Below are 22,636 nucleotides of genomic sequence, written 5' to 3'. Positions count from 1 at the left end.
TTTTAATGTCTTCGCTTTAACTATCCCTCTGCAAAATATTTGACAAGTGTTAGCGTTCGTCACAGACTCCATTTTTAAAAACAACAAAATCCAGAGCATTTTATGAGCAAACAAATTGTATCGACAGAAGCGGCTCCAGCTGCAATTGGCCCATATTCTCAAGCAACTAAAATTGACGAATTGGTCTTTACTTCAGGCCAAATCCCGTTAGATCCTGAATCGATGGAGATCGTGGAAGGAGGAATAAGCGAGCAAACAAAACAAGTAATGGAGAATCTAATGGCGGTATTAGCTGCTGCTGGTGCAGATGCTTCAACAGTGTTTAAAACTACCTGCTTTCTAAGTGATATGGCTAATTTTGTTGCCTTTAATGATGTTTACGCGAGTTACTTCCCAGAAAGTGCACCTGCGCGTTCATGTGTAGAAGTAGCGCGTTTACCTAAAGATGTGTTGGTAGAAGTAGAAGCTATTGCGCATATTAAGTAGTTTATGAGCCTTACCTATACTCTGGTTGTTACTAGCCCCTTGTATGGCAAGCAGGGAAGTGCTTCGGCGCTTAACTTTGCCAATGCTTTGATTGAAGCTGGCCATCAGATAAAAACGGTATTCTTTTATCTAGATGGGGTGAGTAATGGCCTGTCTACTTCGCTACCAGCAAGTGATGAAGTAAATATTCATCAGCACTGGCTCGATATAAAAAAAGCATCTGCGTGTTCGCTTCTTGTATGCAGTGCAGCTGCCTACCGCAGAGGAGTTATTGGTCAGGAAGAAGCAGCAGTAAATCAATTGCCGGCGAATATGCACAACGAGTTTAATATGTCTGGTTTAGCCGAAATGGCTACTGCGATGTTAAGTAGCGATAGAGTGGTGCATCTATGAGCAAATCATTAGTGTTTGTATTTAGTCACGCACCACACGGCAACTCTTTAGCACGAGAAACACTGGATGCTGCACTTGCTGCCTCTGCCGTATCGGAAGATATTGTCGCCTATTTTGAGGGCGATGGGGTTTATCAGTTATTGAAGGGGCAAAACCCCACTAACATTAAGCAACGAGATGTGCTTCCTACCTATGGTTTGTTGGATCTTTACGACGTTGAAGAGATCTACGTTGATCAACAATCATTAAAAGAACGTGGCCTTTCTTTAGAACAACTTGCTATTAGCGTTAGAGTTAAACAAGCAAAACAGTTCTATTCAGAATGCTGTCATGCTCATGCAATATTGAGATTTTAGCATGCTACATATTATGCGACATCCTTATGCAAGTGACCCTTACGAACGCTGCCTTGCTCAGCTTGAAAACGGTGGGCATCTAGTACTCATCGAAGATGCTGTTTACTCATGGCTGCGTGATGACACGCGTTTAACGGTACTTGCACAAAGCGCTAGAGTCTCTGTGTTAAGTGCCGATGTGAGGGCTCGGGGTATTGAAGTCTGCGATAGCGTACTGATCGATTACCAAGATTTGGTAATGTTAACCGAACAACACACGCCCTCTATGACTTGGTAACTCAGCTCCCATTCATCAAAAATATCAAGCTTGTGATCATTGCAAGCCTTGACTCTTTACCTGCAAGCGCATAAAATTTCGCCTCCCCAAAATTGGGGTAGATTTTTTCACATGTTTAAATGTAATTTCAGGAGCTATTTCGAATGGCAACGATTAACCAGTTGGTTCGCAAGCCACGTGCAAGTAAGGTTGCTAAAAGCAACGTACCAGCACTAGCTGCGTGTCCACAACGTCGTGGTGTATGTACTCGTGTATATACCACCACACCAAAGAAACCAAACTCAGCACTACGTAAAGTAGCTCGTGTTCGTTTAACTAACGGATTCGAAGTGACTTCTTACATCGGTGGTGAAGGTCACAACCTACAAGAGCACAGCGTAATTTTGATTCGCGGTGGTCGTGTTAAAGATTTACCAGGTGTGCGTTATCACACCGTACGCGGCGCATTAGACTGTGCTGGCGTAAGTGATCGTCGTCAAGGACGTTCAAAGTACGGCGCTAAACGTCCTAAGTCATAACGGCTCTCCGTTAAGTAAGGCCAAACATTTAGTTATAGCGAAATTTTTTTAAAATTCGTTTTGGGGAAACCTGAAGCAAACCGGAGATATTAAAATGCCAAGACGTCGAGTGATCGGTCAACGCAAAATCTTGCCAGATCCTAAGTTCGGATCAGAACTACTGGCTAAGTTCATCAACGTAGTAATGGTTGATGGTAAAAAATCAATTTCAGAAAAGATTGTATATGGTGCATTAGACGCTGCTGCTGATAAATCAGGCAAGTCTCACCAAGAAATTTTTGAAGTTGCTCTTGAAAACGTGCGCCCATCGGTAGAGGTTAAATCTCGCCGTGTAGGTGGTTCTACTTACCAAGTACCTGTTGAAGTACGTCCAGTACGTCGTAACACTCTAGGTATGCGTTGGATGGTAGATGCAGCACGTAAACGTGGTGAAAAATCTATGGCTTTACGTCTAGCGGGTGAAATCCTAGACGCAGCTGAAAACAAAGGTTCTGCGGTTAAGAAACGTGAAGACGTTCACCGTATGGCCGACGCAAACAAAGCGTTTGCACATTACCGCTGGTAATTGGTTGCGCAGCTGCTTAGCAGCTGCGCTACTTTCTATGTGAGACTAAGGATTACTCCTTAGCAAGAGGATAACAATGGCTCGTACAACTCCAATTGAGCGCTACCGTAACATTGGTATTGTTGCTCATGTTGACGCTGGCAAAACAACAACTACAGAACGTGTCCTTTTCTACACCGGTCTATCTCACAAAATAGGTGAGGTGCATGATGGCGCAGCCACCATGGACTGGATGGAGCAAGAACAAGAACGCGGTATTACCATCACCTCTGCGGCTACTACCACCTTTTGGCGTGGTATGAACGCCCAGTACGACGAACACCGTATTAATATCATCGATACCCCTGGACACGTTGACTTTACTATTGAAGTTGAACGTTCATTGCGTGTATTAGATGGTGCAGTTGTTGTATTTTGTGGTTCATCTGGTGTTGAACCTCAATCAGAAACAGTGTGGCGCCAAGCTGACAAATATTCTGTTCCGCGAATGGTATTCGTGAACAAAATGGATAGAGCTGGTGCAGACTTTGAACGAGTAATTGATCAAATCCGTGATCGCTTAGGTGCCAACTGTGTACCTATTCAGTTGAACATAGGCGCTGAGGACGAATTTGTTGGTGTTATTGACCTGATCAAAATGAAGGCCATTAACTGGAACGAAGCAGACCAAGGTACCACCTTCAATTACGAAGATATTCCTGCTCATTTGGTAGAGCGTGCAGAGGCTTTACACGAAGAACTCGTTGAAGCTGCTGCAGAAGCTACCGATGAATTAATGGATAAATATCTTGAAGAAGGCGAGTTGACTGAAGCCGAGATTAAGTTTGGTTTGCGTAAGCGCACCCTAAACAATGAGATCGTGCTAGCGACTTGTGGTAGTGCATTTAAAAACAAAGGTGTTCAAGCAGTGCTTGACGCGGTTGTAGAATACTTGCCTGCTCCAAACCACGTTGAAGCAATTAAAGGTACAGACGAAAAGGACAATGAAGTTGCTTGTCCGGCAGATGACGACGCGCCGTTTGCGGCTCTTGCGTTTAAAATTGCCACCGACCCATTTGTGGGTACACTTACCTTTATGCGTGTTTATTCGGGGACGGTTGAAACCGGCACTGCGGTGTATAACTCGGTTAAACAAAAACGTGAACGTTTAGGTCGTATGGTGCAAATGCACTCAAATGATCGTAAAGAGATCAAAGAAGTTCGTGCTGGTGATATCGCCGCTGCGATTGGTCTTAAAGACGTAACCACGGGTGACACTTTATGTGATATGAATCGTAAAGTGATTCTTGAGCGTATGGAATTCCCTGAGCCGGTAATTCAGATTGCCGTAGAGCCTCGAACCAAAGCTGACCAAGAAAAAATGGGCGTAGCTTTAGGTAAGTTGGCTGCCGAGGATCCATCGTTCCGCGTAGAAACTAACGAAGAATCTGGACAAACCCTTATCTCTGGTATGGGTGAGTTACACTTAGATATCATCGTAGATCGCATGAAGCGCGAATTTAGCGTTGATTGTAATGTAGGTAAACCTCAAGTTGCTTATCGCGAAGCAATTCGCAAGCAAGTTGAAGTGGAAGGAAAGTTTGTACGTCAATCGGGTGGTCGTGGTCAATACGGTCATGTTTGGTTGCGTATGGAACCTCTAGAGCCAGGTGCTGGTTACGAATTTGTCAACGAGATTGTTGGTGGTGTTGTTCCAAAAGAATACATCCCAGCTGTTGATAAAGGCTGTAAAGAGCAGATGGATCAGGGTGTATTGGCTGGCTATCCGCTACTTGATGTTAAGGTCACCTTATTCGATGGATCATTCCACGATGTTGACTCTAACGAAATGGCGTTTAAAATTGCCGGTGCAATGGGCTTTAAGAAAGGTGCATTGGACGCTGATCCAGTACTGCTCGAGCCGATGATGAAAGTAGAAGTTACAACCCCTGAAGATTGGATGGGGGATGTAGTGGGTGACTTGAATCGTCGTCGTGGCATAATTGAAGGCATGGACGATGGGGCTGCGGGCTTAAAGATTGTTAAGTCTAAAGTGCCGCTGTCTGCAATGTTCGGCTATGCTACAGATCTACGTTCGGCAACTCAGGGGCGAGCCTCTTACTCTATGGAATTCCTAGAGTACAACGAAGCGCCGAAAAATGTTGCTGATGCTATTGTTGAAGCAAAGTAAACTAATTCAACTATGATTGGTCTGTCTCGGGTGAGGCAGATTGGAATGGAAAAGAAGGTACATATCGTGTCTAAAGAAAAATTTGAACGTTCAAAACCGCACGTAAACGTTGGTACAATTGGCCACGTTGACCACGGTAAAACAACTCTAACAGCAGCTATTACCAACGTACTTGCAAAAGTATACGGTGGTGAAGCTAAAGATTTCGCAGCAATCGATAACGCTCCAGAAGAGCGCGAGCGCGGTATCACCATTTCTACTTCACACGTAGAGTACGACACTCCAACTCGTCACTACGCACACGTAGACTGTCCTGGACACGCCGATTACGTTAAAAACATGATCACTGGTGCAGCACAGATGGACGGCGCTATCCTAGTAGTAGCTTCTACAGATGGCCCAATGCCACAAACACGTGAGCACATCCTACTTTCTCGTCAGGTTGGTGTACCTTACATCATCGTATTCATGAACAAATGTGACATGGTAGACGACGAAGAGCTTCTAGAATTAGTAGAAATGGAAGTACGTGAACTTCTATCTGAATACGAATTCCCAGGTGATGACATTCCAGTAATCCAAGGTTCAGCGCTTAAAGCCCTAGAAGGCGAAGAAGCGTGGGAAGCGAAAATTGTAGAACTAGCAGAAGCGCTAGATACTTACATCCCAGAGCCAGAGCGTGACATCGACAAGCCATTCCTACTACCAATTGAAGATGTATTCTCAATTTCAGGTCGTGGTACGGTAGTAACAGGTCGTGTAGAGCGCGGTATCATCAAGGTTTCAGAAGAAATTGAAATCGTAGGTGTTAAAGAGACTACTAAGACAACTTGTACTGGTGTAGAAATGTTCCGCAAGCTTCTAGACGAAGGTCGCGCTGGTGAGAACTGTGGTATTCTTCTGCGTGGTACTAAGCGTGACGAAGTACAGCGTGGTCAAGTATTGGCAGCACCTGGTTCAATTACTCCACACACCAAGTTCGAAGCTGAAGTATACGTACTAAGCAAAGACGAAGGTGGCCGTCACACGCCATTCTTCAAAGGCTACCGTCCACAGTTCTACTTCCGTACAACTGACGTAACTGGTTCTGTAGAGTTACCAGAAGGCGTAGAAATGGTAATGCCAGGCGACAACTTGAAATTCGTTGTAGAGCTAATTTGCCCAATCGCGATGGACGAAGGTTTACGCTTCGCAATCCGTGAAGGTGGCCGTACAGTAGGTGCGGGTGTTGTAGCTAAAATCTTCGAATAAGAAGAGTAGCACAGCAGAAAAAAGGTCGCTTAGGCGGCCTTTTTTATTTTAGTGCACAAAGCCTTACCGTTGACTCCGCGTATATTAGCGATTCAAGCTAGAAAAATTGACCACCTTCAACATTAACAAAAATAATCTCTCTATAACTAATGACTTTCTACTTAAAAGTATTAAGGTCACTTAATTAAATGATATTATTGGCGAATATGTCATTTTTATTGAATTTTTGCTGACAAGGAAGCGGTATGTTTAAAGGACGTAAGATAAAACTTGCTATGGCATTTTTAGTGTCATTTAGTTTATTTGGGTGTGGAGGTGATGGTAGCGTTGCTTTAGATGGAAGTAATTCAACAGCTGATGAAAACAATGCATCGACGATACCTACTAGTGCGGCATTTCTGAATCTATACATTAACCCTTATGATGCAGAGTACTCTCTTCCTCTTGACCTTTATTATAGTTACGTTAACACCCCCAGTAGTTTAATTGGTGAAGGCGTTGCATACGCAAATCATAATGGTGAGTTTGTTAATTTTGATAGCTGGGAAGAAGATATATCCTCTAAAAGTGTTGTTTTTACCGCTTATGACTCAAACGCCGGGACGATTGTTGGTCAAGCTGGTTCAACTTTCACGATTAGCTCAAATAGTCGAAACTGGATATACGCATACGGTTATATAGGTAGTAATAAAGGTCTCCGTTTAGCGAAGGTACCTTTTCAAGGCTCTAGACCCTCTAACGTGAGCGTTAATGTACGTCTACTTAACGTTTATAGTTATGCTGATTATGAAGGCCCTCTCGACTTCTACATGACCAAAGAAGATGGTGGGGAACTGGTTTTGGTAGCTAGCAGTGTGGCTGTTGGGGAGTATAGTAGTGCTATCAATGTACCTGCTCACCCTTATAGCAACCAATTTGCTGTAGTGCCAGCAGGAGACAGCTTACCAGCAGACCCAGAAACAGCTTTATTTTATACAGACTTTAATGATGGTGTTGGCTTAAATGGTGGCAATAACTACATCATGCTGCCAGTGTTGCAGCCAACAGGTAAGCAACTGCTTCCTCAATTAGAGTTTGTTATCGAAAAAACCTAAGTTTTATTTCTCTAAAGCTCTAAAGCTCTAAAGCTCTAAAGCTCTAAAGCTCTAAAGCTCTAAAGCTCTAAAGCTCTAAAGCTCTAAAGCTCTCGGGCATTAGAGCTTTCTATTTTTTTCCTGAAGCTGTCCTCGGCATTTCCACGTTTAATTAACCTCTTTTCGATAATTGTTACACTAGTGAAGTTATTGATTTAGGATCTATAAATAGAGAGTTTAATAAAACCCTGGGGATACCTTTTGAATTTAAGAGATTTGGAGTATTTAGTCGCTTTGCAAGAGCAGAAGCATTTTCGCAAAGCGGCTGAAAAATGTTTTGTTAGTCAACCTACCTTGAGTGGGCAAATAGCTAAGTTAGAAGAAGAGCTTGGTTTATTGCTTATTGAACGTACTTCGCGCAAAGTGATATTCACTCATGCTGGTGATGAGTTAGCAGCCAAAGCTAGAGTCATCTTGCTCGAAGTAAAAGGTCTTAAAGATATGGCTAAGAGCTTCCAGGCTCCGATGGCTGGGCCACTTCATGTTGGCCTAATTCCTACCGTAGCTCCTTATCTGTTACCCAAGATTGTTCCGCATATTCGTTCAGAGTTTAGCGAAATGGAACTTTTCCTTTATGAAGAACAGACCAATGTATTGTTGCAGAGGTTAGAAGAAGGAGAGCTAGACTGCCTTCTGCTTGCTTATCTTCCAGAAATGGATCGCTTTGGAGCCATCGATCTGTTTGATGAGCCGCTAATGCTTGCTATGCCCTCAAACCATAAGTGGCAGCAGCAAAATGAGGTCGAGCTTTCAGAGCTCAGTGGTGAGCAGGTACTAATGCTAGAAGATGGTCACTGCTTACGCGACCAAGCAATGGGCTACTGTTTTGCTGCCGGCGCAAAAGAAGATACTAGCTTTAAGGCGACGAGTTTGGAGACTTTGCGTCATATGGTGGCTGCGGGTATGGGAATTACCTTGCTACCGCAGTTAGCTATTCCTGATACTGAAGAACAAAGCGGTATCTGCTATAGAAGATTTAGTTCGCCTGAGCCGAGCCGCCGAATAAGTTTGCTATATCGCAATAACTCTGTTCGGCGCCCCTGCTTTAACCAGTTAGCTAAGTTGATTCAACAGCATTCTGCGCTGTCTTAAAATAGCTCTTCTTCACTATCGAACACTGAGTTAACAGATTGTTTTACATATTCTGTTGGCTCGGTGCCTTCCTCAAAAAATTCAAAGCGGGTGGTATGGTCACTAGATTTAGTGAGTAAGCCCGTTGAGCGATCAATACGAACTGTTGATACATTTCGTGGGGCTTGCCAAGCTTGTTCTGGTACACCCGCTAAACCTACTTCCATAAAATCTATCCATGCAGGTAGGGCTGTTCGTGCGCCAAATTCCTTTCCAGTAACTTGGTTTTTGTCTAAATTGGCATTATAAGACGCTTCACCAAGTTCACGGTTAAAGTCATCAAAGCCTATCCAAGACGTAACCACCAAGTCGGGGCCAAAGCCAGAGAACCAAGCATCTTTAGCATCATTGGTGGTACCGGTTTTGCCGGCAATATCTCGGCGTTTTAAAGCTCTTGCAGCACGCCAACCGGTGCCGTTCCAACCGGTTTTATGTGCCCAGCTCCCGCCACCCCAAACCGCGCTGTTCATCGCTTGAGAAACTAAGAAGGCATTTTCGGCACTGATGATTCTTGGTGCTAAATCGCTTTCATCAGCAAAAGATATATCACATTGTTTTAAGGGATCGCCGGCTTGGTTTAATAGTTCTTCAAGATTTGGCGCTTTATCAATGATCTCAAAACAGCTATCACAGGCTACCTTAGGTACCTGTTGAAATATTATGTTGCCTTCACCGTCTTCGATTCGATCAATAAAATAAGGGCTCACTAGGTAGCCCCCGTTAGCAAATGAACCATAGGCGCTAGCCACTTGCATTGGAGTTAGCGATGCTGAACCTAGCGATAGAGATTCGTTTCGCGGCAATTCATTTTTAGGAAACCCAAATTTTGCCAGATGATCAATTATGGTATCGACACCTAGGTCTCGCATTAAGCGCACCGATACCACGTTTTTAGATTGGGCCAATGCAACTCTTAGGCGGATCGGTCCGTCGTATACAGGCGGCGAGTTTTTGGGTCTCCACGCAACCCCCATTGCCTTATCCCAGCGGTTAATTGGGGCATCATTTTCTAAGCTTGCTAAGGTCATGCCTTGCTCAAATGCTGCAGAATAAAGGAAAGGTTTTATATTTGAGCCTACTTGGCGGCTAGCCTGAGTTACCCGGTTAAATTTACTTTGGTTAAAGCTAAAGCCTCCTACTAGCGCTTCAATCGCACCATCTAATGGCGATATAGCAACTAATGCTGCCCCAGCATCAGGCAACTGAGAGAGCGAGTAGTTACTAACGCTTTGTTGTTCTGCGTCGTCACTTAAGGCTACATCGCTTACTTCAACAGTACTATTTACTTGAGTTGCTAGTGGCTCAACCCAAATCACATCACCTACATTAAGAATTTCTTGAGCAGATTTTGGTGCTGGACCCTGGCGAGTATCGGTTACAAAGCGCCGAGCCCATTTCATATCATCCCAAGCAATTACGCCAAAAGAACCACCTTTTACAATCACTTTTGCCTGTTTATCTTCAATGCTGGTCACTGCAGCAGCCCGTAGCTCTCCATAGTTCGGTAGAGAGCTAAGTTGCTTAACTATCTCTTCAGCGCTTAATTGGGCTTGTTCGGCCGTCCATAACCGTTTAACCGCTCCACGAAAACCGTGGCGTTGGTCATAACTTTTTAAGTTAGCTCTTAGTGCTAGAGTCGCTGCATTTTGACGTTTGGCACTGATTGTGGTGTAAACATCCATCCCAGTGGTATAAGCGTCTTCGCCAAATTGCTGCAGTATTTGCTGACGCACCATTTCTGCTAAGTAAGGTGCTGCTAGAGTAATCTCAGCCCCATGGTAAGTCGCTGTCATTGCCGCTTGATTGGCTTCATCAAAAGTCGCCTGATCAATGTAGCCTGTCTCTAACATTCGCCCTAACACCACGCGGCGGCGGTCTTTGGCCCGTTCTGGCGAGCGAATAGGATTTAATGCTGAAGGGGCTTTAGGTAAGCCTGCAATTACCGCAATTTGTGGCAGTGTTAGCTGGTCTACGGTTTTTCCATAGTAAACCTGTGCTGCTGCGCCAACACCAAAAGAGCGATAACCTAAGGGGATTTTGTTCAAATAAAGCGCCAAGATTTCATCTTTCGATAGTTCTTGTTCGATTTTTATTGCTAGAAAGATCTCTTTGATCTTTCGGATGTAGGTTTTTTCTCGGGTTAAAAAGAAATTTCGCGCCACCTGTTGGGTAATGGTACTCGCACCTTGGCTTTTTTCTCCCGTGGCGATTAAGTTAACCGCTGCGCGAGTAATACCGATCGGATCGATACCTGGATGAGAGTAGAATCGAGCATCCTCGGTAGCGAGAAATGCTTGTAACATTTGTTCAGGTACTTCTTCAATTTGTAGAGGGATCCGTCTTTTTTCACCAAATTGGGAAATCAATTCTCCGTCTGCGCTAAACACTCGCATTGGAGTTTGCAATTGCACATCGCGTAAGGTTGAGACGTCTGGTAGTTGTGGCGCAAAATAAAAATATAGTGCGGTGATGGCTGCTAAGCCTAAGCTTGTTCCCAAGAAAACTAAAAATAACAGTCTTTTAAGCCATTTCATTCCGAATTTTGCACTCTGTATCTAAAGAATCGCCGATTATATCGTCAAATTGTGACCTGTTTCGACAACTTTCTTAATAACTATTAGCACCTAAATCAATAACCCGTTATTCTGCAACAACAGGTAACTGTTTAAATTTAAAAAAGATAGTTGGCGAGTCATGGTACTAGGGATAGGTAAAAAAACATCGACTGCTCTACTAGGGATCGACTTTGGTTCTTCCACCATTAAAGGACTTTTACTTTCTAAATCCTCAAAAGGTTTAAAAGTTGAGTCTGTGGCCGAAGTCGAAACACCGGTAGGCGCATTAGTTGATAACCAAGTTGTTTCTCCGGAAGAGATTACTGAATCTTTGCGTGAATTAAGGCGAAAGCTCCCCTCACGCAACCGTCAGGTTGCGACCGCAGTCGCAGGTAGTCATGTAATTACTAAAGTAATTTACATGGACAGTAGTTTGTCTGAATTAGAGTTAGAGACTCAAGTTGAACTTGAAGCTGAAAACTCAATTCCATTTCCTATTGATGAAATTAGTCTTGATTTTGAAGTGTTAGGTATTAACGAAAGTGAGCCTAACCGTAATAATGTATTGCTTAGTGCTGCGCGCACTGAGGCAGTAAGCATTCGTGCTGAAGTATTGGCAAACGCAGATTTCGACGCAAAAATTGTCGACGTAGAGTCGCATGCTCTAGGACGGGCTTGGAATTTTGTATTAAACCAACAAGACGAAGAACTCGATGAAAACAAAATCATTGGTCTGGTCGACATTGGTGAAACCACACTAAACTTCGCTATTTTGGATAAAGGCGAGGTGGTATATAACCGGGCGCAAAACTTTGGTGGGGCGCAATATACCCAACAAATTGCTAGCTTCTATAGTTTGAGTATCGAAGAAGCCAAAGAGATGAAGGTAAGTGGTCGCTTACCTGAAAACTATGAAATAGATGTTTTCGCTCAGTTTGTTAGCGGTGTCATTCAAAACGTACGTCGTCAGGTGTCGTTGTTTTTAAGTTCAAGTGGTTATAAGTCGCTGGATGCAATTGCGGTAAGTGGCGGTAGTGCCTTATCGGATGAGTTAGTGTTTCAAATGCAGACTGACTTAGAAATGCCGGTCATAAAGGCGCAGCCATTTAATGATTGTTTATTCGACCGCTCTGTTGATAGAGAACGCCTTCGCCAGGAAGGCGGAAAGTATATGGTAGCCCTAGGCTTAGCGTTAAGGAGTTTTGATAATGTCTAACATTAACTTACTGCCTTGGCGTGAAGAGGTTAAAAGCAAACAAAAACGCGATTTTTGGGTAGCTCTAGCTTCATCTGCTGGTATCACTGTGTTAGCGCTGTTGTTGGTGCAAAACTATTACACAGGCTTGCAAGATAAACAAAGTGCTCGAAATCAGTTCTTAGAAAAAGAAATTGCCATTTTGGATCATCAAATTGGCGAAATTCGTAAAATTAAAGAGCAGAAGCAAAGCCTTAAAGAACGTATCGCTCTTATTCAAACGCTTCAAGAAAGTCGAAATATTCCAACTAAGATTTTCAATAACCTGCCTTTGATTGCACCCACTGGCGTATATCTAGATAGTTTAGCCTTTAAGGACTCCGCAATTAATTTAGATGGTAAAAGTGAAGCGAATTACCGCGTAGCAAGTCTCATGCGTAATATTGAACAGCGCGTGTGGTTAGGAACGCCAAGTATTCGTTCTATTGTTGCCTTACCGGGTAAACAAGCGGATATGGAACTCAGTAAGTTCCAACTAAACTTTGCGGTGAATCTCGGCCTTCCTAATGATAAAAAGGAGGCTAAGTAATGGATTTACAAGAGCTTAACGAACTCGACTTAGAAAGTATTGGAACTTGGCCGAAACTAGCTAAAATCGTTTTTGTCGTCGTAGTCTGTGGTTTAATCACTGCTGGGTATTATTACTACCAAATCGCCGATGAAAAAACCAAGCTGGTTCAGCTTGAGGCGAAAGAGCAAGAGTTGCGACAAAAATTTGAAGTGAAAGCGGCTTTAGCGGGTAATCTACCTGAGTACCAGAAGCAAGTTGAGGAAATGAAAAAGGCCTTCGCTTCTTTGCTTAAACAGCTTCCTGAAAAGCATGAAATTCCAGGTTTGTTAGACGAGCTTAGCTTTATTGGCATTGATAATGGTCTAGAGTTCCGCCGGATTAACTGGGAGCCAGAAGTCGAGCATGAGTTTTCCACAGAACTACCAATCAAATTGGAAGTGAGTGGTAGCTATCACCAGCTTGGCGCCTTTGTTAGCGCTGTTGCAGCATTACCACGGATCGTGATTTTGGATAACATCACCATGAAAAAACAAGGTGATGGCGGGACATTAAGTATGGCCATGTTAGCCAAAACCTACCGCTATAAAGAAAAACCGGCGGCGAAGGGGAAATGATGAGAGCACTAGCAATTGGATTAACCATGCTTGCATTGTTTGGCTGTGAAGGTTCGAAAGACGATCTACAGCAATACGTAATGGAAGTGAAGGCGCGTAAAGTTCCGGTCAAAGAAGATGTACCTGAAATTAAACCTTTTGAGCATCTTGCTTATCAGGCGAGTGAACGGAGAAATCCATTTACTAGCCCTGCTCCTGAAGCGGCTAATACCGCTTTAAGTACTGAGAAAGAATGTTCCTTAGCGCCAAACGCCGAGCGCACTAAGCAAGCTTTAGAACAGTTTTCGCTGTCTAGTTTGACCATGCGAGGCATATTAGGTGATGGGCCCAGTCTTTGGGCGCTTGTTGAAGCGCCAGGTGGCGAGCTTTATCGCGTGAAGAAAGGCTACTACTTAGGGTTACATCATGGCGTAATCACTAAAGTAAGTGACTTAGGTTTAGATATTCAAGAAGTTGTTTCAGATGGCGAAGGCTGCTGGAACGAAAGAACTACTCAGCTTTCGCTCTCGAAAGCTGATCAATAGGGAAATAGGCATGAAGGGAAAGATGCTGCAAGGAGTATACAAAAGCGGCTTGGTGTTGGCTGGTGTGTTTTGTTGCATAACGCAGGCTTGGGCAAATGCTCAACTTATTCAATTAAATACCAACCCGATGGTTAAGGGGGCGGTGGAAATCGAACTGTTGTTTGATGGACCCGTGGAAAATGTCAGTGACCATCTCGAGTACTCTCCAAATCAACTTGTAATCGATGTGGCCAACGCAAGCTCAGCACTAAAAATTAACCCGTTACCCATTGATGGTGGCGGCGTTAAGCAAGTTCAGAGTTTACAAACTGAGTCTGGCTTACAGTTGGTATTAGCACTAGAGCGCTTGGTTCCATACCAAGTAAGCAAAGAGTCACAGCGCATTTTAGTTAAGCTTGGCGCTTTGCCTGTGGCCGCGGCTGCAGCACAAAGCACAGTTGATGATGCTTTCGAAAATGCTAGTCGCGTAGAGCATGCGACTATCAATACGGTGCAAGGCATAGACTTTAGACGCGGTAAAGGCGGCTCTGGTCAGATTATGGTGGATCTCAACAATAGCTCTATAGCGGCTGATATTAAGCGCCGGGATAATAGCTTAATTGTTGATTTTTATAATACTGATATCGCAGAAGAAAACGTTTATGTCATGGACGTAAATGACTTTGCTACTCCAGTAGAGAGTGTTGAAGTATTTAAGCATGATGCCAAGGTTCAGCTTAAAATTGCTATCGACGGCGAATTTGATTACCGCTATGACCAATCAGGCGAATTGTTCTTAGTTGAAGTTAAAAAGCTCGAGGCAGAAGAAGGCAGCATAGTTGAGTATCAAGGAAAACCTATTTCCCTGAACTTCCAAGATATTCCAGTGCGTACGGTATTGCAGTTAATCGCCGACTTTAACAAACTGAATTTGGTTACTACCGATTCTGTGCGCGGCAACATTACCCTACGTATGGATGATGTGCCTTGGGAGCAAGCGCTTGATATTATTCTTAAAGTCAAAGGCCTAGATAAACGCTTAGATAACAACGTATTGCTAATTGCCCCTGCTGCGGAGCTAGCAGAGCAAGAGCGACAGCAACTAGAAAGTGCCCAGCAAGTGGCTGATTTAGCACCACTCTACTCTGAATACATTGAGGTAAATTATGCTAAAGCATCAGACTTGTCTGCACTGCTTAAAAGTGAGCAAACCTCTATGTTGTCTGAGAGAGGCTCTGTAGCGGTTGATGAGCGTACCAATACCTTGCTTATTAAAGACACTGAAGAGTCACTGGCCAACATTAAAACCATGGTTAAGAAACTCGATATTGCGGTTAAGCAAGTTGTTATCGAAGCGCGTATGGTTACCGTAACCGATGATGTAAGTGAAGAACTAGGTATTCGTTGGGGTGTAACCAACTCAGGTTCAGTGGGCAGTAGCACTGGTATTACTTCGGGTACACTTGAGGGCGCTGATGATGTGCTAGCAGGCAATATCCCAGATTTAGATGACCGCTTAAACGTTAACTTACCAGTGGCTGACCCAGCCGGTTCGATCGCGTTCCAAGTTGCTAAACTAGCCAATGGTCAGATTCTGGACTTAGAGCTTTCAGCACTAGAGCAAGAGAACAAAGGTGAAGTGATCGCCAGTCCGCGAATCACAACCGCTAATCAAAAAGCAGCATACATCGAGCAAGGTCGTGAGATCCCTTATGTAGAAAATGCCTCAAGTGGTGCTACGTCGGTTACCTTCAAAAAAGCGGTGCTCAGTTTACGGGTGACCCCGCAAATTACCCCAGACGGCAATGTGATTCTTGATTTAGTTATTACCCAAGATTCTGAAGGTGAAGCTGTACTTACACCAACAGGTCCTGCGGTTGCGATTAACAAGCAAGAAATTGGTACTCAGGTATTAGTTAAAAACGGCGAAACCATTGTGCTTGGTGGTATTTACCAACAGCAAAATGTTGACCGTGTGAAGAAGGTGCCAATTTTAGGTGACGTACCTGGCTTGGGTTACTTCTTTAGAACAACCTCTGAAAGCGTTAAAAAGAACGAGTTGTTAATCTTTGTAACGCCTCGAATCTTGCTCGACGCACTATAAACGCCCACCTGTTATCACTCCTATACCGAGTCATTCGGTATAGGAGTGATTTTGCTGTTGCCAAACTCCCGCTCAAACGAGATAATCGCGCCCTGATCTTTTTACTAAGGTTGGTACATCAGGTGCCCGCATTGCGGGGAGAAAATAGACAAAGACAAATTTGAAGAAGCATGGCTGAGAAACGAAATATCTTCCTTGTAGGACCAATGGGTGCTGGGAAAAGCACAATTGGTCGTCATTTAGCACAGCAGTTACATTTGCAATTTTACGATACCGATCAAGAGATTGAGCGCCGCACTGGTGCCGATATCGCTTGGGTATTTGACGTAGAAGGTGAAGCCGGATTTAGGGTTCGTGAAGAAGGTGTTATTGATGACCTTTCACAACTTCAGGGCATTGTATTAGCAACAGGTGGTGGCTCTGTAATTAGTAAAGAGAACCGCAATCATCTTTCTGCTCGTGGTATTGTTGTGTACCTTGAAACCACAATCGACAAACAGTTTGCTCGCACGCAACGCGATAAGCGTCGCCCACTGCTACAAACCGATGAGCCTCGCGAAGTATTAGAGAACTTGGCAGAAGAACGTAATCCAATGTACTCAGATGTCGCTGACTACACAGTGAAAACTGATGACCAAAGCGCAAAAGCAGTGGCAAACCAAATCATCGAATTATTAGGATTCTAAAATAACAATGGAATGTTTGACCGTTGCTCTAGGCGAGCGCAGCTACCCAATTAGTATTGGCCAAGGGTTATTAAACCAACTTGACTTATTTAGTTCTGCGATTACCAGTAAAAAGGTAATGGTGGTTACAAATACTAAGGTTGCGCCGCTATATTTGGAGCAATTGTTGGCATGTTTAAGTCAGTATCAAGTGGATGTAGTAACCTTACCTGATGGTGAGCAATACAAAAACTTAGATACCTTAAACCAAATATTTTCTGAGTTATTAGCCCAGCAACATAGCCGTGATACCACCATTGTTGCGTTGGGCGGTGGCGTTATTGGTGACATGGCCGGCTTTGCTGCAGCCTGTTATCAACGCGCAGTACCTTTTGTTCAAGTGCCTACTACATTGTTATCACAAGTTGATTCATCAGTGGGCGGTAAAACGGCAGTTAATCATCCTTTGGGTAAAAATATGATAGGCGCGTTCTATCAGCCTAAAGCCGTGGTGATTGACATAAATTGTTTAGCCACTTTGGATAAGAGAGAGCTTGCCGCTGGTATGGCGGAAGTGATTAAGTATGGCATTATTTATGATGCAGAGTTTTTTGCATGGTTAGAGATTCATCTTGATCAGCTTATGGCAATCGACCCAGAGTTAATGACACGAGCAATTGCGCGTTGTTGTGAAATTAAGGCTGAAGTAGTGGCTAAAGACGAAACCGAGCAAGGTATTCGTGCATTACTAAACCTTGGTCATACTTTTGGCCACGCTATTGAAGCTGAGCAGGGCTACGGTGTTTGGTTACATGGTGAAGCCGTTGGAGCGGGTATGGTTATGGCCGCCGAAACTGCTGAGCTAGCGGGTATGATTGGTCAAAGTGAAGTAACACGTATGCGGACGTTGATTGAACGTGCTGGGCTACCCATTGTTCCACCCCAAGGTATGGGCTTAGCTGAATTTATTCCGCACATGATGCGTGATAAGAAAGTATTGGATGGAAAACTCCGTTTAGTTCTACCTAGCTCTATTGGTACAGCAGAAGTAGTTGATACAATTACTGAAAGTGATATAAAAACAGTTATCAATCGATTTCAATAAGGCAAATTTGAATGGTGGGAGTGCGGCGTGATGCCGAGTTTGCACAATTGCAAAGTCAATTGCGCTTACGCGATAGGCTGATCACTCAAATTCGCTTTAGCGCAAAGCTCATTTGCGTTAACGGAGAGGCGGGGTCTGGCAAGTCGTCAATGGCCAACTCCGTACTTGAAAGCGCTGCTTTTGCCAATCATGCCTTGGTAAGCGCTGCCAATGAGCAAGACGGTCGCTTACGCCGAGATTTGTTGCAACAATTATTGAAAGACCCGCTGTTTAATCAAGACGATCCATTATTCGACAGTTTTCAACGCAATGTAAAAGAAACTTCAGCGCCGCTCATTATCATCATAGATGCAGCGCATAATGTGAGTGTAGAGCTACTAAACGAGTTGGTAGAGTTCTACCAACATTACAATCAGTTGTATCAGCATGATTTATCATTAATACTGTTTGCCGAATCTAGCAGTAGTTTTAATGCGCAACTGGATGCGCTAAGCAACCAGGTTCTCTATTTTGATGTCCCGCCTTTAAATAATACTGAATCTTTCGAATTGGCTTCACTACTATTTAATCGTGCTGAGTACGTGGCGGAATTTGAGAACCAACAAGCAATTGAGCAACACATCGCCTCGGCGAAAGGAAATCCTCGTTTAATTTATCAGTTTGTCGATCAAATCGTTACCGGAGATATTCCCATGGCGGAAGCAAGTGCCCCAAATAGAAGTAAGTTATATATCGTTATTGCGGTGGTGTTATGTGCAGCGGTAGCCGGTTTACTGGTGCAAGTTATCAACGACTGGGGCGGTAATGAACAAAGCGATGACAGCCGTATTGCCTTAGCGTTAATGGAAGAGCCCACCTTAGCCAATGGTAGCTCTCCAAGCCAAAGCGCTGCTAATGAATCACAACAGAATAAATCAGAGTTTGCTGGTTCAAATAGTGAAGCAGACACGGCAGAGCTGCCGTCTCAAGATCTACCTAAAGAGCTAGATTTAACCAGCCAAAGCTCAGAGTCTGAGTTGCGGGTAGTGGTTGAAGATGATGTGGTTAATAAGCTCCTGGCTGAACAAAGCCAGCCTAGTGAAGACACTGAGCTAGTCGCTCAAATTCAGGATAGTGGTAATTTATTGGCAGAGTCTGCAGAAGAGCTAGCTGTTGAGCAAGTGCCTAGCGAAGTAACTCAAGAAGAAGTACCTATCAAAGTCACTAACGTAAAAGCGCTGTTGGATGCTAAACCAAGCAAGCGTTATACCCTGCAGTTAATGGCGCTAAATAATCGCGAAAAAGCGCAACAGTTTGTGTCGGCTCGACAATGGGCGCATGAGGTGTGGGTATATCGTTCAAGCGCCAATCCAAATGTTCCTTATAAAATTATTTATGGTGACTTTGCCACACGCGAAGAAGCCCAAGCCGCTCGTAATAGTTTAAAACAGCAAAATCTTGATTCTTTGATTAAGCAATTTAAACAGGTTCAGTTTGAATTGACTCAATAGTAATGAAGAAAACACGTGCTTTTTTAAAATGGGCTGGCGGAAAATACGGCTTAATTGAAGATATCCAGCAACAATTGCCCGAAGGTGATTTGCTGGTAGAACCTTTTGTGGGCGCCGCTTCGGTGTTTTTAAACACCGATTATCCCCGCTACTTATTGAGTGACATCAATCCCGATTTGATCAACATGTATCAAATATTGCAGCAACGCCCGCAGCAGTTCATTGATGATGCCAAACACTACTTCACGCAAGAGTGCAATCAAAGCGAGTATTACTACCAGGTGCGTAAACGTTTTAATGCCACCAAAGACAGCTACCAACGTTCTTTAATGTTTTTGTATATGAATCGTCACGGTTATAACGGCTTATGTCGCTATAACCGAGGTGGTGGCTTTAACGTGCCCTTTGGTTCTTATAAGCGCCCTTACTTCCCTGAACAAGAGCTAGAGTTTTTTGCCGAGAAGTCACAGAAGGCCGAATTTCGTTGCTGTTCTTACGTGGAAACCTTTGCCGAGGTAAAGGCTGGCGATATAGTTTATTGCGATCCGCCTTATGCTCCGCTTAGCCCTACAGCTAGTTTTACCAACTACGCAAGTAAAGGCTTTAATCGAAGTGACCAAGAACGTTTAGGTGATTTAGCCATAGAGGCCCAGCAGCGGGGCGCTTCTGTATTGATTAGCAATCATGATTTACCGCTCACTCGCAGCATTTATCAGCATAGTGAATTGAGCCAACTAAGTGTGCGCCGAACCATTAGTCGTAAAGGGCAGCAACGAATGAAAGTTGCTGAGCTATTGGCTTATTATCAGGCCAATTAATCACCCTTAGGTAATTGCCGACACTAGCGCTGCTATCGCTAATACAAACAACGTAACCATAATGATGCCAACTAGGATGAATTTCCAAGCTTTGCCTTGGCTAAAGTCATGTTGGCGTTGCTTATCCGATTGAACACCAAACAATGCACCGAGAACACTTTTCAACACAGACATGATATTTCTGCCATTTGTTGCCCCTTTTGCTTAATAACTTCAGCATGACATAAAAACAATCTTTGTACAGAGATTGGATCACAGCACAAGCTGCGCTAAAATTGCGCACTTTCAAATCCAATGGTTAACCCAATGAGCAAACCTTTTTTAATTGCCCCTTCAATTTTAGCCGCAGATTTTGCCCGTTTGGGTGAAGAAGTGGATAACGTACTAGCTGCTGGTGCAGATGTAGTCCACTTTGATGTAATGGACAATCACTACGTACCTAATCTAACCGTTGGTCCAATGGTATGTAAGGCACTGAGAGACTACGGTATTACTGCACCAATTGATGTGCATTTAATGGTTAAGCCGGTAGATGCCATTATTCCTGAGTTTGCTAAAGCCGGGGCCAGCATGATTACATTTCATGCAGAAGCCTCAGAGCACATCGACCGCAGTTTACAGCTGATTAAAGAACATGGCTGTAAAGCAGGTTTGGTATTAAACCCTGCTACACCTCTACACTGTCTTGATTACGTAATGGATAAGCTAGACATGATATTATTAATGTCGGTAAACCCTGGTTTTGGCGGTCAAAAGTTCATTCCAAATACCCTAGACAAACTGCGTGCTGTGCGCAAAAAGATTGACGAGAGTGGCTACGATATTCGTTTAGAAATTGATGGCGGTGTGACGCCAGACAATATTGCTGAAGTAGCACAAGCGGGTGCCGATATGTTTGTGGCGGGTTCTGCCATCTTCAATCAACCTGATTACAAAGCGGTAATCGATAAAATGCGTGCCGAACTGGCTAAAGTTGCTAATTAAGGTTAAACAAATGAGCCAATTACAAGCGGTAAAGTTAATTGCTTTTGATTTAGACGGTACCTTGGTAGACAGTGCACCTGATTTAGCCTTGGCTATTAATGCCATGCTGCTGGACTTGGGGCGCGAGCAATTTCCAGAACAAACCATTCGCCACTGGGTAGGCAATGGTGCCGAAGTGTTAATAAAGCGCGCTTTGTCTGGTTCATCTGCTATTTCTAGCGATATTGAAGAGAGCCTGTACCTACAAGCGAAAGATTTGTTCGTTCAACATTATTCAGAAAAATTGTGTGTTGCCAGTAAGTTGTATGATGGCGTTGCAGAGAGTTTAGAACAGCTTTCTAAGTTGAATGTGCCAATGACTATTGTCACCAATAAACCTGGCGTATTCACTCAGCCGTTATTAGAAGCTTTAAATTTGGCACAATACTTTGACGTAGTATTATCGGGTGATTCTCTGCCACGTAAAAAGCCCGATCCACTGCCGCTGCAGCACTTAGTTGAGCGCTGCGAGGTTGAGATGGCTGATTTATTGATGGTGGGTGACTCAAAAAATGATATTCAAGCTGCAAAAGCGGCGGGTTGTCGCTCGCTAGGCTTGACCTATGGTTATAACTACGGTGAAGATATCGCACTTAGTGGCCCCGATTTTGTGGCAGACAGCCTAGTATCATTGCTTGAGTTAATTAAAGGCTCGGTAACGGCTTAAGCCCATAGTATTAGTTTTTATAGGAAGAACATGAGTAAACCGATTGTATTAAGTGGCATTCAGCCTTCTGGTTCATTAACCATTGGTAACTATGTTGGGGCGATAAATCAGTGGATTGACATGCAAAATGACTATGATTGTTATTTTATGTTGGTTGATCTTCACGCCATTACAGTACGTCAAAAGCCCGAAGAACTTAAAGCGCGAGTATTAGATGGTTTAGCCACTTACTTAGCGTGTGGCTTAGATCCAGATAAAAGTACTATTTTTGTTCAGTCGCAAGTACCAGAGCATGCTCAGCTAGCGTGGGTATTAAACTGTTACACGCAAATGGGCGAGCTGAGCCGTATGACTCAGTTTAAGGATAAATCAGCGTCGCATGCCAACAATATCAACGCTGGCTTATTTACTTACCCAGCTTTAATGGCTGCAGATATATTGTTGTATCAGGCTAATGCTGTACCTGTAGGCGATGACCAAAAGCAGCACCTTGAATTGACACGAGATGTGGCAAATCGCTTTAACGCACTATATGGCGACATATTCAAAGTGCCTGAGCCGTATATTCCTGAGTTTGGTGCGCGGGTAATGTCTCTTCAAGAGCCAACCAAAAAAATGTCGAAGTCAGATGCTAACCCTAAGGCTTTCATTTTACTAAACGATACGCCTAAGCAAATTGCCAAAAAGATTAAAGCTTCGGTAACTGACTCTGATGAGCAGGCGCGTATCTACTTTGATCGTAATGAAAAACCTGGTGTATCTAACCTACTAACTTTGCAGTCGGTGGCAACTGGTAAGTCAATTGATGACTTAGTAGCAAGCTACGAAGGTAAAATGTACGGACACCTGAAAGTAGACACCGCTGACGCTGTGGTTGCGATGATGGAGCCTATTCAAGCTCGCTATCAAGCGCTACGAGAAGATGAAGTAGCTCTGCAGGCTATTATGGCTAAAGGCGCAGAACGTGCCAGTGAGCAAGCCAGTAAAACCCTACGTGCAGTTTATGACGTACTAGGTTTTATTAGTTTGAAGTAGTAGCGACTTAA

The 22,636-nt window shown here is 43.8% G+C and carries 24 protein-coding genes; 22 read left to right on the top strand and 2 right to left on the bottom strand.

From position 1 onward, the window contains the following. Positions 1–102: 102 nt before the first annotated feature. From K5620_RS18745 to oxyR, 10 genes are all read left to right on the top strand, one after another. A complete protein-coding gene (locus K5620_RS18745) occupies positions 103–486 on the top strand; it encodes a RidA family protein (RefSeq protein WP_016404069.1) in 384 nt (127 codons plus the stop codon). A 3-nt stretch (positions 487–489) separates the two neighbouring features. Next, entirely contained in the window at positions 490–879 is a 390-nt protein-coding gene (tusD, locus tag K5620_RS18740; protein WP_016404068.1) for a sulfurtransferase complex subunit TusD, read from the top strand. Further along, positions 876–1,235, top strand: coding sequence for a sulfurtransferase complex subunit TusC (gene tusC, locus K5620_RS18735; protein ID WP_016404067.1), 360 nt, complete (start codon positions 876–878; stop codon positions 1,233–1,235). Before tusD ends, tusC begins: the two co-directional genes overlap by 4 nt. A gap of 1 nt (position 1,236) precedes the next feature. Beyond that, positions 1,237–1,512: a sulfurtransferase complex subunit TusB gene (gene tusB, locus K5620_RS18730; RefSeq protein WP_040307734.1), complete on the top strand. Its 276-nt coding sequence runs from the start codon at positions 1,237–1,239 to the stop codon at positions 1,510–1,512. 143 nt (positions 1,513–1,655) lie between these two features. Beyond that, complete coding sequence (rpsL, locus tag K5620_RS18725; RefSeq protein WP_016404065.1) at positions 1,656–2,030, top strand: 30S ribosomal protein S12; 375 nt, start codon at positions 1,656–1,658, stop codon at positions 2,028–2,030. Positions 2,031–2,124: 94 nt separating this feature from the next. Further along, positions 2,125–2,595: a 30S ribosomal protein S7 gene (rpsG, locus tag K5620_RS18720; protein ID WP_016404064.1), complete on the top strand. Its 471-nt coding sequence runs from the start codon at positions 2,125–2,127 to the stop codon at positions 2,593–2,595. A 76-nt stretch (positions 2,596–2,671) separates the two neighbouring features. Further along, positions 2,672–4,765 carry an elongation factor G gene (gene fusA, locus K5620_RS18715; RefSeq protein ID WP_016404063.1) on the top strand — a complete coding sequence of 698 codons (2,094 nt, stop codon included), beginning with the start codon at positions 2,672–2,674 and terminating at the stop codon, positions 4,763–4,765. Positions 4,766–4,831: 66 nt separating this feature from the next. Then, entirely contained in the window at positions 4,832–6,016 is a 1,185-nt protein-coding gene (gene tuf, locus K5620_RS18710) for an elongation factor Tu (RefSeq protein WP_221077417.1), read from the top strand. A gap of 245 nt (positions 6,017–6,261) precedes the next feature. Continuing rightward, entirely contained in the window at positions 6,262–7,110 is an 849-nt protein-coding gene (locus K5620_RS18705; protein WP_016403792.1) for a hypothetical protein, read from the top strand. A gap of 240 nt (positions 7,111–7,350) precedes the next feature. Continuing rightward, complete coding sequence (oxyR, locus tag K5620_RS18700; protein WP_016403791.1) at positions 7,351–8,241, top strand: DNA-binding transcriptional regulator OxyR; 891 nt, start codon at positions 7,351–7,353, stop codon at positions 8,239–8,241. Here the strand turns inward: oxyR and K5620_RS18695 are convergent. Beyond that, positions 8,238–10,814 (bottom strand): penicillin-binding protein 1A, encoded by a 2,577-nt coding sequence (locus K5620_RS18695; protein WP_016403790.1) that lies wholly within the window; start codon positions 10,812–10,814, stop codon positions 8,238–8,240. The genes oxyR and K5620_RS18695 overlap by 4 nt on opposite strands. A 160-nt stretch (positions 10,815–10,974) precedes the next feature. Here K5620_RS18695 and pilM point away from each other — a divergent pair, with 160 nt between their 5' ends. From pilM to K5620_RS18650, 9 genes are all read left to right on the top strand, one after another. Then, on the top strand, positions 10,975–12,051 hold the full coding sequence (gene pilM / locus K5620_RS18690) for a type IV pilus assembly protein PilM (RefSeq protein ID WP_016403789.1): 1,077 nt from the start codon (positions 10,975–10,977) through the stop codon (positions 12,049–12,051). Continuing rightward, entirely contained in the window at positions 12,044–12,619 is a 576-nt protein-coding gene (locus K5620_RS18685; RefSeq protein ID WP_016403788.1) for a PilN domain-containing protein, read from the top strand. The genes pilM and K5620_RS18685 overlap by 8 nt, the downstream gene beginning before the upstream one ends. Then, positions 12,619–13,215, top strand: a complete 597-nt coding sequence (locus K5620_RS18680) for a type IV pilus inner membrane component PilO (protein WP_016403787.1) — start codon at positions 12,619–12,621, stop codon at positions 13,213–13,215. Before K5620_RS18685 ends, K5620_RS18680 begins: the two co-directional genes overlap by 1 nt. Then, positions 13,212–13,739 carry a pilus assembly protein PilP gene (locus K5620_RS18675; protein WP_084682024.1) on the top strand — a complete coding sequence of 176 codons (528 nt, stop codon included), beginning with the start codon at positions 13,212–13,214 and terminating at the stop codon, positions 13,737–13,739. Before K5620_RS18680 ends, K5620_RS18675 begins: the two co-directional genes overlap by 4 nt. A gap of 10 nt (positions 13,740–13,749) precedes the next feature. Next, positions 13,750–15,822, top strand: a complete 2,073-nt coding sequence (locus tag K5620_RS18670) for a type IV pilus secretin PilQ (RefSeq protein WP_016403785.1) — start codon at positions 13,750–13,752, stop codon at positions 15,820–15,822. A 170-nt stretch (positions 15,823–15,992) separates the two neighbouring features. Then, the gene (aroK, locus tag K5620_RS18665) at positions 15,993–16,508 is read left to right on the top strand and encodes a shikimate kinase AroK (protein ID WP_040307650.1); all 516 of its coding nucleotides are present in this window, start codon (positions 15,993–15,995) and stop codon (positions 16,506–16,508) included. A 7-nt stretch (positions 16,509–16,515) separates the two neighbouring features. Continuing rightward, positions 16,516–17,592 (top strand): 3-dehydroquinate synthase, encoded by a 1,077-nt coding sequence (gene aroB / locus K5620_RS18660; RefSeq protein WP_016403783.1) that lies wholly within the window; start codon positions 16,516–16,518, stop codon positions 17,590–17,592. 11 nt (positions 17,593–17,603) lie between these two features. Then, positions 17,604–19,082: an AAA family ATPase gene (locus K5620_RS18655; protein WP_016403782.1), complete on the top strand. Its 1,479-nt coding sequence runs from the start codon at positions 17,604–17,606 to the stop codon at positions 19,080–19,082. Positions 19,083–19,084: 2 nt separating this feature from the next. Then, the gene (locus K5620_RS18650; RefSeq protein WP_016403781.1) at positions 19,085–19,900 is read left to right on the top strand and encodes a Dam family site-specific DNA-(adenine-N6)-methyltransferase; all 816 of its coding nucleotides are present in this window, start codon (positions 19,085–19,087) and stop codon (positions 19,898–19,900) included. A 6-nt stretch (positions 19,901–19,906) separates the two neighbouring features. Here K5620_RS18650 and K5620_RS18645 read toward each other — a convergent pair whose 3' ends face one another. Next, positions 19,907–20,074 (bottom strand): DUF2970 domain-containing protein, encoded by a 168-nt coding sequence (locus K5620_RS18645; RefSeq protein WP_016403780.1) that lies wholly within the window; start codon positions 20,072–20,074, stop codon positions 19,907–19,909. 132 nt (positions 20,075–20,206) lie between these two features. Here K5620_RS18645 and rpe point away from each other — a divergent pair, with 132 nt between their 5' ends. The 3 genes from rpe to trpS are packed head-to-tail and all read left to right on the top strand — an operon-like array spanning position 20,207 to position 22,625. Next, complete coding sequence (gene rpe, locus K5620_RS18640) at positions 20,207–20,884, top strand: ribulose-phosphate 3-epimerase (RefSeq protein WP_040307653.1); 678 nt, start codon at positions 20,207–20,209, stop codon at positions 20,882–20,884. Positions 20,885–20,894: 10 nt separating this feature from the next. Beyond that, positions 20,895–21,590 (top strand): phosphoglycolate phosphatase, encoded by a 696-nt coding sequence (locus tag K5620_RS18635; protein ID WP_016403778.1) that lies wholly within the window; start codon positions 20,895–20,897, stop codon positions 21,588–21,590. A 30-nt stretch (positions 21,591–21,620) separates the two neighbouring features. Further along, entirely contained in the window at positions 21,621–22,625 is a 1,005-nt protein-coding gene (gene trpS, locus K5620_RS18630; protein ID WP_016403777.1) for a tryptophan--tRNA ligase, read from the top strand. Positions 22,626–22,636 lie beyond the last annotated feature (11 nt).

The sequence above is a fragment of the Agarivorans albus genome (genome assembly GCF_019670105.1).
In the GTDB taxonomy this organism is placed as follows: Bacteria; Pseudomonadota; Gammaproteobacteria; order Enterobacterales; family Celerinatantimonadaceae; genus Agarivorans; species Agarivorans albus.
Note: the sequence above shows the minus strand (reverse complement) of the source record. Positions and strands in the feature narration are given on the sequence as shown.